Genomic DNA, 13,277 nt, shown 5'->3' with positions numbered 1-13,277 from the left:
CACAGCGCGTGTTGCTGTTTCTCGACTACGCTCGAAACGAACGGGGCGCGGGCAAGTCGGCGACGGTTAAGCCGTCCGCTCCGGCACCGCGGCGGCATCGGCCTGGATCGCGAGGTCGGGCGCGACCGCTTCCCACGGGAAGACGAACCAGTCCTTGGTCACCGCGCGGTCGATTTCGCGGGCATGATATTCGACGCGCTCGCCCGAGCGGATATTGTCGAGCAGCGTCGCGAAGCGCACGCTGCCCGGCACCGCGCCCGCCGCCGCCAGCATCGCCCGCAACCGCGCGATCGTGCGGCCCGTATCGTTGATGTCGTCGAGGAACAGGAAACGCTCGCCCGCCTTGGTCCGCGCCGCCAGCCGCGCGATCGGGTCGAGCGCGAAATCCTCGACCTGCGCCGAGAAATCGACCGAAAGCATCGGCAGGCCGCTTGCGTGACTCAGGAACACCGCCGGAACCAGCCCGCCGCGCCCAATGCCGATCAGGAAGGTCGGCACCCAGGCCGCATCTTCGCTCAACCGCGCCGCCAACAGGCGGATATCGGCGACGAAGCGGTCCTGCGGGATCGGGGTGTAGATCGTCATGCCGCCGCCTCCACATAGGCATCCAGCCGCGCCAGATGCTCCGCCACGGCGGCATCGGGCAGGAACGAGCCCAGGAAACTGTTGCGCGCCAGCGTGACGAGATCGGCGCGGCCCAGCCCGCGCGCCGCCGCCACAGCGCGGTAATTGTCGGCGACATAGCCACCGAAATAGGCCGGGTCGTCCGAATTGACCGTCGCGCGCAGCCCCGCGCGCAGCATCCGGTCGATCGGGTGTGCGGCCATATCGTCCACCACGCACAGCTTGAGGTTGGAGAGCGGACACACCGTCAGCGTCATGCCCATGCGCGCGAGCCGCGTGACGAGCAGCGGGTCCTCCAGACTGCGATTGCCATGGTCGAGCCGGTCGACGCCGATCACGTCCAGCGCCTGCAGCACATAGTCGGGCGGCCCCTCCTCCCCGGCATGCGCGACCAGCTTCAAGCCCTTCGCCCGGGCCGCGGCGAAGACGCGCGCGAACTTCTCCGGCGGGTGGCCGAGTTCGGACGAGTCGAGCCCGACCGCCGCAATCCGGTCGAGCCAGGGCTCGGCGGCCTCCAACGTGGCAAAGGCATCGGCTTCGTCGAGGTGGCGCAGAAAACTCATGATCAGCAGCACCGTCATGCCGAGCTTCGCCTCCGCGTCGGCAATGGCGGAGAGCAGCCCGGTGATGACCGTGTCGAAGGCAATACCGCGCGCGGTGTGCGTCTGCGGATCGAACATGATTTCGGTGTGGACGACGCCATCGGCGGCCGCGCGATCGAAATAGGCGGCGGCGAGATCGTGGAAATCCTGCGCCGTCCGCAATACGTCCGCCCCGGCATAATAAATGTCCAGAAAATCCTGTAGCCGCGAGAAGTTATAGGCGGCGCGGACATCCTCGACGCTGGCGAAAGGAATGCTGACCTGGTTGCGCTGCGCGAGCGCGAACATCAGTTCGGGCTCAAGGCTGCCCTCGATATGGAGGTGGAGTTCGGCCTTGGGCAGGCCTGCGATGAAGTCGGGCTCGGTCATGGCGACACCATTGCGGCGTTGCTGGCCGTGGGCAAGCGCCGAACCACCGCCCACGGCCCCCGCTTCACCCTTTAAGCGCACTTTCCAGCGTCGCGCGCCACGGCGTGGTCGGTCGGCCGATCAAGGCGCTCAACGCATGGCGATCGTCGAACAGCGCGCCGTTGGCCGCCTTGGTGTCGCTTTCGGCCAGCATCGCCGCAATCGGTGCGGGCAGGCCGACCCCCTCCAGCGCAACGCGATAGTCGGCTTCGGGAAGGTCCTGATAGACGACGGCCTTGCCCGAAAGATCGCTCAGCGCCCCCGCCAGATCGGCCAGCGTAAAGGCATCGTCGCCCGCCAGTTCATAGGTCGCGGGCTTGGCTTCCTGTGCGGTCAGCACGGCCACGGCCGCCGCCGCGTAATCGGCGCGCGCCGCCCCAGAAATGCGGCCCGCGCCCGCGCTCCCCAACACCGCCCCATGCGCGACCGCCATCGGGGCGCTTTGCGCATAGTTTTCAGTGTACCAGCCATTGCGGAGCAGCGCGTGCGGCACGCCGCTGTCGGCCAGGGCCAGTTCGGTCGCACGATGTTCGATCGCGAGGTTGAGCGGGTTGGTGTCGGCATGGAGGAGGCTGGTATAGGCGATGAAGCCGACCCCGGCGGCCTTGGCGGCGGCGATCACGGCCTGATGCTGCGCCACGCGCTGGCCGATCTCGCTCGACGAGATCAGCAGCAGGCGATCGACCCCGGCGAGCGCGCCGACAAGGGTTTCGGCGTGATTATAGTCAAACGCTCGGACAACCACCCCCTGTGCGGCCAAATCGGCCAGCTTGGCAGGGTCACGCACCAGCGCAACGATCGTCTCGGGGGCAACTTTCTCGAGCAGGCCAGCAATGACAAGGCGGCCGAGTTGGCCCGACGCTCCGGTAACGGCAATCATGATAGCACTCCCAAAAACCATTGAGACGCACCATCTAGGCGTGTAGCTTATGAAAAATAAGTACGCACAAAAAGGTAAGTGATAAAATGGTAGATAGCAGCACCACCCCGCTTTCGGACGCTTTGGAACGCGGCGATGTGCTGAGCCCGGATTGCCCGTCCCGTCTCATCCTCAACCATGTCACCAGCAAATGGGGGGTGCTGACCCTGCTCTCGTTGCGATCAGGCACGCTGCGCTTCAGTGCGCTGCGTCGCAAGGTCAGCGGCGTGAGCGAGCGGATGCTGGCGCAGACGTTGCAGCAATTGGAAGGATGTCGCCTGGTCGATCGGCGGAGCTATGCCGAGGTGCCACCGCGCGTAGACTATACGCTGACCCCGTTGGGGCGTGAGGCGGCGGACCGAGTCGCCGCGCTGGCGGACTGGATCGAATCGTCGCTGCCGTTGCTGCTGGAGCCAGCACCGGTCGCGGCATGATGGTCAGCCCGGGCGACACTTTGCGCCACCCGGGCCACGCTTGTCAGATCGCCGCGAGGGCCTGGTCGAAATCGGCAATCAGATCATCCGCATCCTCGACCCCGATCGAGATGCGCACGAGATTGTCGGTGATGCCGAGCGCCTGCTTGCGCGCATCGGGCACCGACAGATGCGTCATCGCCGCCGGGTGCGAGGCGAGCGTTTCGGTGCCGCCCAGCGACACCGCCAGTTTGGCGATTTTCAGCGCGTCGAGGAACGCAAAGGCTTCTTTCTCGCCACCCTTCAGGATCAACGAAAAAGTCGATCCCGCGCCGGTGCAATGGCGCGCATAGATATCCGCCTGGCGCTCCATCCCCGGCGTATCGGCTAGGAAGCCAAGATAGCCGACTCGCTCGACCTTGGGGTGGCTGCGCAGGAAGCCACACACCTTGACCGCATTCTCGCCCGCACGGCTCATCCGCAATTCCAGCGTTTCGAGGCTGCGCATCAGCATCCAGGCGGTGTTGGGGTCACAGATCGTGCCGATCGTGTTGCGCATCAGCCGGATGGTGTTGATATGCTCCTTGGACCCGAGCACACCGCCCGCGACCAGATCGCTATGCCCGCCGGCATATTTGGTCAGCGAATAGACGACGATGTCCGCGCCATGCTCAAGCGGTTTGAGCCAGAGTGGGCCGAGGAAGGTATTGTCGATTGCGATCGGCGGCTTCGCGCCCTTGAAGATCGCGTCGCGGCTCGCCGCCACTGCCTGAATATCGACCAGCGCGTTGGTCGGGTTGGCGGGGCTTTCGAGATAGATCAAAGCGACATTGCCGGTCGCCGCCTTGCTCATCACCGCATCGATCTCTTCCCGCGTCGCGCCCGCCGGGAAATCGAGCCAATGCACGCCGAAGCGACCGAGAATGCGCGCGATCAGCGTCTCGGTCGCGGCATAAAGCGGGCCCGAATGGACGATGGTATCGCCGGGTTTGACCATCGACAGGAACAGCGTCGCGATCGCCGACATGCCGCTGGAGAACACCAATGCGTCCTCGGCCTCTTCCCACACGCCCAGGCGATCCTCGAGGATTTCCTGATTCGGGCCGTTGAACCGCGAATAGACCAGCCCTTCGGAGCCGCCGGGGCGCTTGCCGGTAACACCCTCGAAATGGCGCTTGCCTGCGGCTGCATTGGGGAAAACATAGGTCGAGGTGGCGAAGATCGGCGGTTTGAGCGAGCCTTCCGACAGCATCGGATCATAGCCGTGGCCCATCATCAGCGTGGAGGCCTTCAGCTTGCGATCGCCGATCTTCTCGATCGAGGGCTTGGGCTTGGTGCGCGGCGCGACGCCGGTCAGATCGGCTTCGGTCTGGGGGTCGGTCTGGTCGGTCGGCTTCGCCATGAGGGTGCATCCTGCGTCGAAAAATGATAGGAAGCCTTACCGCGAGATAGTCTCGAATGATACTATTTCGCGGCAGATCCTTGGGGGGACAGGATATGCCGATCGCAATCGTTTCGGTGCCCGTGACCGATGTGGCACGGGCGCGGCGCTTTTATGTGGAAACACTTGGGCTGGTGGTGTTGCGCGTCGAGGCGATGGGGCCCGACATGCGCTGGGTTCAGTTGCAGCCCAAGGATGGTGGCGCGACGGTTGCGCTGGTGACGTGGTTCGACGCGATGCCGCCCGGATCGGTGCAGGGGCTGATGTTGGCGGTGGACGATATCGACGCCGAACATGCCCGGCTGGCGGCGGCAGGGGCGACGGTGTCACCGGTCGACGAACAGCCATGGGGACGCTTCACCATGCTGCAGGACCCTGACGGCAATGGCTGGATCGTCGCGCAATTGACCAATCCCGACGAAGTGAAGACCCGGTAAAGGGCTTTTGGTCGCCCGCTTGGCGAGGCGTCAGAGGCCGATGATCGAAATCTGACGCCCATAGCCAGGCTCACCGCGATGCGTCGCGCGGCGGAAGCTGAAGAAGCGCGCTTCGTCGGCATAGGTGTCGAGCCCCAGCATCGCGACCCGCGTCACCCCGGCGCTGGCGAGGCGGTGCGCGACATAGGCTTCCAGGTCGAACTGGAAATGGCCCGCGCGGCCTTCGGCGAAGAAGCGTTCATTGGCCGGGTCGTTGGCCTCGAAGCGGCGCGCAAAGGCTTCGTCCACTTCGTAACTGGCGCGCGCGATGCACGGGCCGATCGCGGCGGCGATGCGGTCGCGCTGTGCGCCGAGCGCTTCCATCGCCTGAATGGTGGCATCGGTGACGCCGCCGAGCGCCCCTTTCCATCCCGCGTGCGCCGCTCCGATGATTCCGGCCTGCACATCCGCCAGCAACACCGGCGCGCAATCGGCGGTGACGATGCCGAGCGCCAGGCCCGGGCGATCGGTCACCAGCGCATCGGCATGCGGGCGTGCAGTGTCTTCAAACGGCGTGGCCACGGTGACGCACTCGGCGGAATGCACTTGATAGGGCGACAGCAATCGCGCGCCCGGCAGCACCGCCGCGACGGCCCGCGCGCGATTTTCGGCGACGGCGGCGGCATCGTCGTCGGAGCCGATGCCGACGTTCAGCCCGGCATGGATACCCTTTGATATGCCGCCGATCCGCCCGAGAAAGCCATGCTGGGTCCCCGCCAGCATGGGTGCGCGGATCACCTCGACCGCTGCCAGCGCGCTCACAGCACCAGCCGCATCAGATTGTCGTCATCGACGGTCGCGCCGACGCGGAACGCGATCCGCCCAATGTCGCGGAAACCGTATTTTTCATAGAAACGATGCGCCCTGTGATTGTCGACATAGACGCTCAGGATCACTTCGCGCGCGCCGTGGCTGCGCGCATGGTCGAGCGACCACGCCATCAGTTCCTGCGCCACGCCCTGGCCGTGCCATCCGCTGAGCACATAGAATTGGTACAGCTCGATCGCATCGGGACGCCATTCGCCGGGGAAGGTGACCGGCCCCATTTTGACGAACCCGATGATCTGCCCATCGTCGAGCGCCAGCCGGATCGCGAAATCGGGATCGGAGAGTTGGGCGGGCAAGCCATTGGGGCCGAACGCCTCGTCGAGAAAGGCGTTCAGATCGGATTCGGGATAGAGCATCCCGAAGGTCTCGGTGAAGGACTGGCGCGCCATTGCGGCAAGCGGAGGCCCGTCGATCGTCCGGGCGTCACGGTAGTGGATCATGCAAACCCCGCTGGGAGTGGCCAGTCGGGGGAGGAAACCGCCAGAACCTGGAATAAAGTGCCCATCGCCTGGGTGAGGCGCTGGTGATCGGCGGCAATGCCTTCGGCGCGATCGGGCGCGGCAGTGGCAAGCGCAGCAGCGCGGGCGGCGATGCCGAGCGCGCCGAGGAACGCGCCTTGCCCGACCGGGCCCGCGACCTGCGCGCCCTCGACCGTCGCGGCGGCGGCGAGCGTGCCGAAATCGACATGTGCGGTCAGATCCTGCTCGCCCGGCATGTCGAACGGGTTGGCGTAAGCATGGCCGCGCACCGCTTGCAGCGTGTCGCCGATCGCGGGGCCGTGATAGCCATAATCGATCACCAGCAGCGCCCCGCCTTGTACGACGATCCGCTGGGCAAGGCCGCGCAGGATCGCCACGCTGGCGGGAGACGTCTCGATCACCGAGCCTGCCTGCGCGGCGCGCAGCGCCTCGGGGATAACGCCGTCGGGCACTTGCTTGCCCGCGATCGGGAGGAACAACGTGTCCTGACACGCGACCACCCGCTCGAACCAGCCGCCCGCGCCTTTGACGAGTTGGCGGATCGGCAGCGCGTCGAAGAATTCATTGGCGACCACGATCAGCGGGCGATCGGTTGGCAGTGTATCGATCGCGTCGTGCCAGGTCGCATCGGCCAAGCGGTCGGCTTGCGCCGCGCGCAGCACCGGGCTGGTCTCCACCAGATGCACCGGCGGGGTGAAACCGGCCTTGCCCGCCGCGCGCAGCGCATCGGTCGAGAGCGTCCCCCGACCGGGGCCGAGTTCGACCCATGCCGCTGGCGGTCGCCCGGCGCGGTCCCACAGATCGGCACCCCACAGCCCGATCAGTTCGCCGAACATCTGGCTGATTTCGGGCGCGGTGGTGAAATCGCCGCCGCTGCCCAGCGGATCGCGCGTCGCATAATAATGCTGGTTGGCCGCCGCCATGAACTGCGCGAGCGAAATCGGACCGGCCAGCGTGATCGCACGGGCGAGGCGGTCGGCCAGCGGGGCGGTCGTTTCGTCTCCCCTCCCGCTTGCGGGAGGGGCTGGGGGAGGGGCTGCTATAGGATCGGGGGACACTGCGGCCATTCCCTCCCCTAACCCCTCCCGCAAGCGGGAGGGGGACTTTTTCATGCCACGCTCGCGTCGCCCGCGATCGGTACGACGCGGCGGCGGCGGCCCTTGGCGGTGACGATCAGATAAAGCCCACCGATAATCATCGGCAGCGTCAGCACCTGCCCCATATGGATTGTGTGCGCGAAGAAGCCGCCCCACCAATCGTTGAACTGCGCATCGGGCTCGCGAAAGAATTCGACGGTGAAGCGTGCCAGACCATAGCCAAGCAGGAACAGCCCGACCAATTTGCCCGGCTCATAGCGCGCCTTGGTCTTCCAGAAGGCGAACCACAGCACCGCGAACAGGGCGACGCCCTCCAGCCCGGCTTCGTACAATTGGCTCGGGTGGCGCGCGGGTTCGATCATGCCGCTTTGTACGGTGTCGTTGAACACGATTGCCCACGGCACGTCGGACGGCTTGCCCCACAATTCGCCGTTCACGAAATTGGCGATCCGCCCGAAGAACAGACCGAACGGCACCGCGCAGGCGAGATAATCGTGGACGCGGAGCCAATCGAGCTTTTGCGAGCGCGCAAACAGGATGATGCCGATCGAGGTGCCGATCATCCCGCCGTGGAACGACATGCCCCCATCCCACAGCTTGAACAGGCCCCATTTGGTCAGCAATTGCGGCGCATAGAACAGCGCATAGCCCAGCCGCCCGCCAAGGATGATGCCGAGCGTGGCGTAGAACACCAGATCGTCGGCATGGCGGCGTGCCATCGGCGCGCCCGGCTGGCGCAGCAGCTTCAGCAAATACCACCAGCCGACCAGAATGCCGGTGATATAGGCGATCGAATACCATTTGATCTGGAAGAAACGCAGGTCGATCGCCACCGGATTGAGGTGGAGATCGGCGAAATGGAGGTGGCCCTGCGCGGCCGAGGCGGCATTGGCGAGCACGGGCAGGGCGGCAGTCAGGATCAAGGCTTTTCCCCGAGGATTTGCGCCTCCATAATGGCGGAAGGCGATAAGACCAAGTGGAGAGCGAGATGCCGAGCAAACTGGACCTGCGAATGGATGCCGCCCTGGCGGGGCTGACCGGGCCCGGGGCACCGTTCGGGCTGGGATCCGTAGCGGCAGGTGGCGTCGATCTGCCGTTTATCACTGGCGTACCGCAGACCTTGCCGCCCTATTTCGCGCATTATTGCGCGACTCACGCCGACCTGCCTTTCCTGGTGGCGGGGCCCGAGCGGCTGACCTTTGCGGAGGTTTATGCGGTCGCGCAGGGCGTTGCAAAGGGCCTGATTGCGCAACACCAAGTTGCTCCCGGCGACCGAATCGGCATCGCGATGCGCAATTCGCCGTCGTGGATCGCGCTGTACATGGGTATCGTGATGGCGGGCGGTGTCGCGACGCTGCTGAACGGCTGGTGGCAGTCCGAGGAACTGGCGACCGCGGTGGCCGAGGTCGAGTGCCGCCTGGTCTTTGCCGATCCCCCGCGAGCGAAGCGGCTGGCCGAGATTGACGGGCTCGATGTCGCGGTGGTGACGATCGATGATGTGCAGCCGCTTGGCAGCGCGCTTGCGGCGCTGGCCGGGCCGACCGACGTCGCCCTGCCGACTATCGCGCCCGAAGACCCCGCCACAATCCTGTTCACCTCGGGCTCGACGGGCCAATCGAAGGGTGCGATCAGCAATCATCGGGCGGTGACGCAGGGCGTGTTCAACTATCTCGCGCAAGCGCTGGTCATGCTCGGCATTACGACTGCCGATGGCAATCCGCCGGTCGGCCAGCCCGCAACCTTGCTCAACGTGCCGCTCTTCCACGTCACCGCCGAAGTGCCGGTGTTCCTGCAAAGCTTTGCCATGGGGCGCAAACTCGTGTTGATGCCGAAATGGGATGCCGAAGAGGCGATGCGGCTGATTCAGGCCGAGAAGGTCAGTTATTTCGTCGGCGTGCCGCTGATGAGTTTCGAGATTCTGACTCACCCGAAGCGTGGCGACTATGATCTGTCGTCGGTTACCGATTTCGCCGCAGGCGGGGCACCGCGTCCGGTCGAGCATGTCCGGCGCATCGCCGACGAAATGGGCGGCCCCAAGCCGCTGCTCGGCTACGGCTTGACCGAAACCAACGGCGTGGGCTGCGGGAATTTCCGGGACAATTACCTCGCCAAGCCCAATTCAACCGGGCGCGCTTCGGCACCGTTGGTCGATCTCGCGATCCTTGATGGCGCGGGCAAGCCGGTCGCGCAGGGCGAGCGCGGCGAGGTCGGCATTCGCTCGATCTGCAACTTCACCGAATATTACGGGCGGCCCGACGCCACCGCCGCTGCCTTCACCGCCGATCGTTACTTTCTGACCGGCGATATCGGTTATCTCGACGAGGACGGCTATCTGTTCATCGTCGATCGCAAGAAGGACATTATCATCCGCGGTGGCGAAAACATCTCGTGCCAGGAAGTCGAGGCGGCGATTTACGAGCATCCGGCGGTGGCGGAGGCGGCGGTGTTCGGCCTTCCCGACGAGCGCTTCGGCGAAGTGCCGGGCGCGGTGGTGCTTCCGCGCGAGGGCGAGACATTGACGAGCGAGGCGCTGTGCGAATTTCTGTTCGCGCATGTTGCCGCGTTCAAGGTGCCGCAGCGCATCTGGATCGTTGATCACGCGCTGCCGCGCCTCGGCACCGAGAAGATCGACAAGGTCTCGATCCGCACCAAATATCGCGCACTGGCAGCGGCGGAGGCTGTGACGGCCTAGCCACACCGAACTGGCGGTGCGACGCTTGGCGCGATAGAGCAAGGCGATGGCTTCCCCCGCACCCCCGAAGATCGATCGTCGCACGCTGCTGATCAGTGGTGGCGCGGGGATCGGGCTGGTCGTGGCATGGGGGCTATGGCCGCGGCGCTATTCGGGCAATCTCACTGCCGACAAGGGCGAGAGCGTGTTCGGCGCGTGGCTCAAGATCGGCGACGATGGCCATGTCACCGTCGCCGTGCCGCAAGCCGAACATGGGCAGGGCGTCTATACAACGCTGCCGCAAATCATCGCCGACGAACTGGGCGCGGACTGGCGGACCGTCGCGGTCGAGGCGGCCCCGTTCAACCCGCTCTACGCCAATGCGCTGGGCGCGCGCGAGCTGTTCGAGCAGCCGGGCGACGGCCTGGTCAAGGCGTGGCGCGAGGCCCATGCCGGGCGGATGGGGCTGATGCTGACTGCCGGGTCGACGTCGGTCCGCGCGTTTGAGGACCCCTTGCGCGCGGCGGGGGCGGCGGCACGCGTGCTGTTGTGTAAGGCTGCGGCCAGGCGCTGGAAGGTCGAGTGGCAGGCGTGCACCACCGCCGAAGGTTTCGTCGTCCACGGCAACAACCGGCTGCGCTTCGCCGAGCTGGCGACCGAAGCGGTGGGCGGCACGCTGCCCGATCCGCTGCCGCTGCGCGGCGATGGCGGGGATCGGCTGTCGGGCCAGTCGCTGCCCCGGCTCGATGGCCCGTCCAAGATCGACGGTTCGGCCAATTTTGCAGGCGACGTGCGCTTGCCCGACATGGTCTATGCCAGCATTCGCCAGGGGCCGGTGGGTGACAGCACGTTGATGCGGGTCGATCGCACGGCGGCAGAGCGCGTTCGCGGCGTTCTGCAGGTCGTCACCAACGATCGCTGGGTCGCGGCGATCGCCAATAACTGGTGGGCGGCGAACAAGGCGCTCGATGCCCTTGCCCCCCGGTTCGAGACCAAAAGCCGCTTGGTCAGTAGCGCCAGCATCAACGCGGCGCTGAAGGCCGCGCTCGACGGGCCCGGCGCACGCATCGCGCGGCAGGGTGATCTGTCGGCGGTGTTCAAGGGCGCGCGCGTGGTGACCGCCGATTATCATGTCGGCCTTGCCGCGCACGCCGCGATCGAGACGATGACGGCGACCGCGCAGTATCGGGACGGGCGGCTGGAGCTGTGGTTGCCGACCCAGGCACCGGGGTTGGCGCGCAGCGCAGCGGCGGCGGCGATCGGCCTGGCGGAGGATGCGGTGCTGGTGCATCCCATGCTGATCGGCGGCTCGTTCGGCGCGAATCTGGAAACGCAATGTGCGGCACAGGCGGCGGTGCTGGCGCACAGTCTAAAGCGCCCGGTGCAATTGGTGTGGAGCCGATCCGAAGATCTGCTGCACGATCGCTATCGCCCCCCGGCGGCGGCACGGATGGCGGCCCGGCTCGGCGGCAATGGGCAGATCCTCGGCTGGCTTGCCAAGATCGCCGCCCCGGCGACCGGCCAGGAGCTGGCCGGGCGCTTGCTGGCGCACGATACCGGGTTCCGCGCGGCGCAAGCTGTTGCGCCCTTCGGCGATGGCTATGCGGTGGCCGGGGCCGCGCCGTTCTACCGTATTCCAGCTTATGCGATCGACCATCACCCGGCCGATATCGGCGTACCGACCGGCCATTGGCGATCGGGCGCGCATAGCTACACCACCTTTTTCACCGAATGCTTCCTGGATGAACTGGCGCATGTCGCGGGGACGGAGCCGCTGTCGTTCCGCATCGGCATGCTGGGTGGGGATGCGCGGCTGGCGCGGTGCCTGTCGACGGCAGCTTCGCTCGGCGGCTGGGAAGGCGGCATCGCCGGGAGCGGGCAGGGCATTGCCTGTCACAGCTTTCGCGGCAGCCATATCGCGGTGCTGGTCGAGGCGCATGTCGGCGAGGGGCAGGCGGTCAGCGTCGATCGCATCGTCGCGGCGGTCGATTGCGGGCGGCAGATCAATCCCGACATCGTTCGCCAGCAGATCGAAGGCGGTTTGCTGTTCGGCATGGCGGCGGCGACGGGCAGCGCGACCGGATTCAAGGCCAATCTGGCCGAGGCGCGGGGCTTTGGCGATCTCGGTCTGCCACGGCTGGCCGACACGCCGGACATTACCGTCGAACTGATTTCGAGCGAGGCGGAGCCCGGCGGAGTGAGCGAACTCGCCGTGCCGCCGGTCGCGCCGGCCATTGCCAATGCGCTGCAAGCCGCTACGGGCTACCGCTTGCGCCGCCTGCCGCTCACTCCGGGAACCGTTTGATGCCAGCCATCCTTCCTGCCGGGCACCCGGCGATTCCCGCGCCCAGGATCGGCGTGTTGCTCACCAATCTCGGCACGCCCGATGGGCCCGATGCGAAATCGGTGAAGCGCTATCTCGCCGAATTTTTGTCGGACCGGCGCGTGGTGGAAATTCCGCCCTTGCTGTGGCAGCCGATCCTGCGCGGTATCATTCTGAACACCCGGCCGAAAAAGTCCGCCCATGCCTATGCTCAGGTGTGGAGCGCCGATGGCTCCCCGCTGGCGGCGATCACCAAGGCGCAGAGCGCGGCGCTGCAGGGTGCGTTTGGTCCCGGGGTACTGGTCGATTGGGCGATGCGTTATGGCAATCCGTCGATCGGCGATCGTTTGCAGGCGATGAAGGATGCCGGGTGCGAGCGCATCCTGATCGCCCCGCTCTATCCGCAATATAGCGGCGCGACGACCGCGACCGCCAACGACAAGGCCTTTGCGACCCTGGCGAAGATGCGCTGGCAGCCCGCTTTGCGCACGTTGCCGCCTTATTATGACGATCCTGCCTATATCGCGGCGTTGGCCGAATCGCTGACCGCAGGGCTCGCCGCGCTCGATTTCGAGCCGCAAGCGATCGTGGCGAGTTTCCATGGCATGCCGCAGCGGACGCTGGAACTGGGCGATCCCTATCATTGCCATTGCCAGAAGACAGCACGCCTGCTGGGCGAGCGCCTGGGGCGGCCACTGACGGTCGCGTTCCAGTCGCGGTTCGGGCGAGCGAAGTGGCTGGAGCCCGCGACCGACACCACACTCGACGCGCTCCCCGCCCGAGGCATCACCAAGGTGGCGATCTTTGCGCCGGGCTTTTCCGCCGACTGCCTCGAAACGCTGGAGGAGCTGGCGATTCGCGGGCGTGAAAGCTTCGAGGAAAAGGGTGGCACCCACTTCGCCTACATCCCCTGTCTCAATGCGGGGGAAATCGGCATTGATATGTTGCGGGTTTTACTTGCGCGTCAACTTGAAGGGTGGACGCCATCCGCCTAGC

13 protein-coding genes are annotated in these 13,277 nt (G+C 66.0%); 5 read left to right on the top strand and 8 right to left on the bottom strand.

The window, feature by feature from the left end:
* Positions 1–66 precede the first annotated feature (66 nt).
* From EJC47_RS01440 to EJC47_RS01430, 3 genes are all read right to left on the bottom strand, one after another.
* Complete coding sequence (locus tag EJC47_RS01440; protein WP_126845179.1) at positions 67–585, bottom strand: phosphoribosyltransferase; 519 nt, start codon at positions 583–585, stop codon at positions 67–69.
* Positions 582–1,595, bottom strand: coding sequence for an adenosine deaminase (locus EJC47_RS01435; protein ID WP_126845230.1), 1,014 nt, complete (start codon positions 1,593–1,595; stop codon positions 582–584). Before EJC47_RS01435 ends, EJC47_RS01440 begins: the two co-directional genes overlap by 4 nt.
* 64 nt (positions 1,596–1,659) lie before the next feature.
* On the bottom strand, positions 1,660–2,514 hold the full coding sequence (locus tag EJC47_RS01430; protein ID WP_126845178.1) for an NmrA family NAD(P)-binding protein: 855 nt from the start codon (positions 2,512–2,514) through the stop codon (positions 1,660–1,662).
* Positions 2,515–2,600: 86 nt separating this feature from the next.
* Here EJC47_RS01430 and EJC47_RS01425 point away from each other — a divergent pair, with 86 nt between their 5' ends.
* The gene (locus EJC47_RS01425; protein ID WP_126845177.1) at positions 2,601–2,987 is read left to right on the top strand and encodes a winged helix-turn-helix transcriptional regulator; all 387 of its coding nucleotides are present in this window, start codon (positions 2,601–2,603) and stop codon (positions 2,985–2,987) included.
* A gap of 43 nt (positions 2,988–3,030) precedes the next feature.
* On the opposite strand, the gene EJC47_RS01420 is transcribed toward EJC47_RS01425, so the two are convergent.
* Positions 3,031–4,368 (bottom strand): cystathionine gamma-synthase family protein, encoded by a 1,338-nt coding sequence (locus EJC47_RS01420; protein ID WP_033965314.1) that lies wholly within the window; start codon positions 4,366–4,368, stop codon positions 3,031–3,033.
* A gap of 95 nt (positions 4,369–4,463) precedes the next feature.
* Here EJC47_RS01420 and EJC47_RS01415 point away from each other — a divergent pair, with 95 nt between their 5' ends.
* Positions 4,464–4,844: a VOC family protein gene (locus EJC47_RS01415; RefSeq protein WP_126845176.1), complete on the top strand. Its 381-nt coding sequence runs from the start codon at positions 4,464–4,466 to the stop codon at positions 4,842–4,844.
* Between the two features lie 30 nt (positions 4,845–4,874).
* Here EJC47_RS01415 and pgeF read toward each other — a convergent pair whose 3' ends face one another.
* Genes pgeF through lgt form a run of 4 tightly spaced genes read right to left on the bottom strand, consistent with a single transcriptional unit; the run spans position 4,875 to position 8,210 of the window.
* Complete coding sequence (gene pgeF / locus EJC47_RS01410; protein ID WP_126845229.1) at positions 4,875–5,606, bottom strand: peptidoglycan editing factor PgeF; 732 nt, start codon at positions 5,604–5,606, stop codon at positions 4,875–4,877.
* Positions 5,607–5,641: 35 nt separating this feature from the next.
* Positions 5,642–6,151 carry a GNAT family N-acetyltransferase gene (locus tag EJC47_RS01405; RefSeq protein ID WP_126845175.1) on the bottom strand — a complete coding sequence of 170 codons (510 nt, stop codon included), beginning with the start codon at positions 6,149–6,151 and terminating at the stop codon, positions 5,642–5,644.
* Positions 6,148–7,257 (bottom strand): class I SAM-dependent methyltransferase, encoded by a 1,110-nt coding sequence (locus EJC47_RS01400; protein WP_409574461.1) that lies wholly within the window; start codon positions 7,255–7,257, stop codon positions 6,148–6,150. Before EJC47_RS01400 ends, EJC47_RS01405 begins: the two co-directional genes overlap by 4 nt.
* A 41-nt stretch (positions 7,258–7,298) precedes the next feature.
* Positions 7,299–8,210 carry a prolipoprotein diacylglyceryl transferase gene (gene lgt, locus EJC47_RS01390; protein ID WP_126845173.1) on the bottom strand — a complete coding sequence of 304 codons (912 nt, stop codon included), beginning with the start codon at positions 8,208–8,210 and terminating at the stop codon, positions 7,299–7,301.
* A gap of 65 nt (positions 8,211–8,275) precedes the next feature.
* On the opposite strand from lgt, the gene EJC47_RS01385 reads away from it, so the two are divergent.
* Genes EJC47_RS01385 through hemH form a run of 3 tightly spaced genes read left to right on the top strand, consistent with a single transcriptional unit; the run spans position 8,276 to position 13,276 of the window.
* Positions 8,276–9,979 (top strand): class I adenylate-forming enzyme family protein, encoded by a 1,704-nt coding sequence (locus tag EJC47_RS01385; protein ID WP_185867519.1) that lies wholly within the window; start codon positions 8,276–8,278, stop codon positions 9,977–9,979.
* Between the two features lie 46 nt (positions 9,980–10,025).
* Positions 10,026–12,263: a xanthine dehydrogenase family protein molybdopterin-binding subunit gene (locus tag EJC47_RS01380; RefSeq protein WP_126845172.1), complete on the top strand. Its 2,238-nt coding sequence runs from the start codon at positions 10,026–10,028 to the stop codon at positions 12,261–12,263.
* Positions 12,263–13,276, top strand: coding sequence for a ferrochelatase (gene hemH, locus EJC47_RS01375; RefSeq protein ID WP_126845171.1), 1,014 nt, complete (start codon positions 12,263–12,265; stop codon positions 13,274–13,276). The genes EJC47_RS01380 and hemH overlap by 1 nt, the downstream gene beginning before the upstream one ends.
* Position 13,277: the final 1 nt, after the last annotated feature.

This window comes from Sphingomonas sp. TF3 (assembly GCF_003985085.1).
Classification (GTDB): Bacteria; Pseudomonadota; Alphaproteobacteria; order Sphingomonadales; family Sphingomonadaceae; genus Sphingomonas.
The sequence above is the reverse complement of the archived record's forward strand: the minus strand, read 5'-3'. Positions and strand labels throughout refer to the sequence as shown.

Coding starts and splice junctions, on each gene's coding strand:
- EJC47_RS01405 (WP_126845175.1), bottom strand. CDS start 6,151: ATGATCCACTACCGTGACGCCCGGACGATCGACGGGCCTCCGCTTGCC.
- pgeF (WP_126845229.1), bottom strand. CDS start 5,606: ATGCTGGCGGGGACCCAGCATGGCTTTCTCGGGCGGATCGGCGGCATA.
- EJC47_RS01385 (WP_185867519.1), top strand. CDS start 8,276: ATGCCGAGCAAACTGGACCTGCGAATGGATGCCGCCCTGGCGGGGCTG.
- EJC47_RS01430 (WP_126845178.1), bottom strand. CDS start 2,514: ATGATTGCCGTTACCGGAGCGTCGGGCCAACTCGGCCGCCTTGTCATT.
- EJC47_RS01420 (WP_033965314.1), bottom strand. CDS start 4,368: ATGGCGAAGCCGACCGACCAGACCGACCCCCAGACCGAAGCCGATCTG.
- EJC47_RS01415 (WP_126845176.1), top strand. CDS start 4,464: ATGCCGATCGCAATCGTTTCGGTGCCCGTGACCGATGTGGCACGGGCG.
- hemH (WP_126845171.1), top strand. CDS start 12,263: ATGCCAGCCATCCTTCCTGCCGGGCACCCGGCGATTCCCGCGCCCAGG.
- EJC47_RS01440 (WP_126845179.1), bottom strand. CDS start 585: ATGACGATCTACACCCCGATCCCGCAGGACCGCTTCGTCGCCGATATC.
- EJC47_RS01425 (WP_126845177.1), top strand. CDS start 2,601: ATGGTAGATAGCAGCACCACCCCGCTTTCGGACGCTTTGGAACGCGGC.
- EJC47_RS01400 (WP_409574461.1), bottom strand. CDS start 7,257: ATGGCCGCAGTGTCCCCCGATCCTATAGCAGCCCCTCCCCCAGCCCCT.
- EJC47_RS01435 (WP_126845230.1), bottom strand. CDS start 1,595: ATGACCGAGCCCGACTTCATCGCAGGCCTGCCCAAGGCCGAACTCCAC.
- EJC47_RS01380 (WP_126845172.1), top strand. CDS start 10,026: ATGGCTTCCCCCGCACCCCCGAAGATCGATCGTCGCACGCTGCTGATC.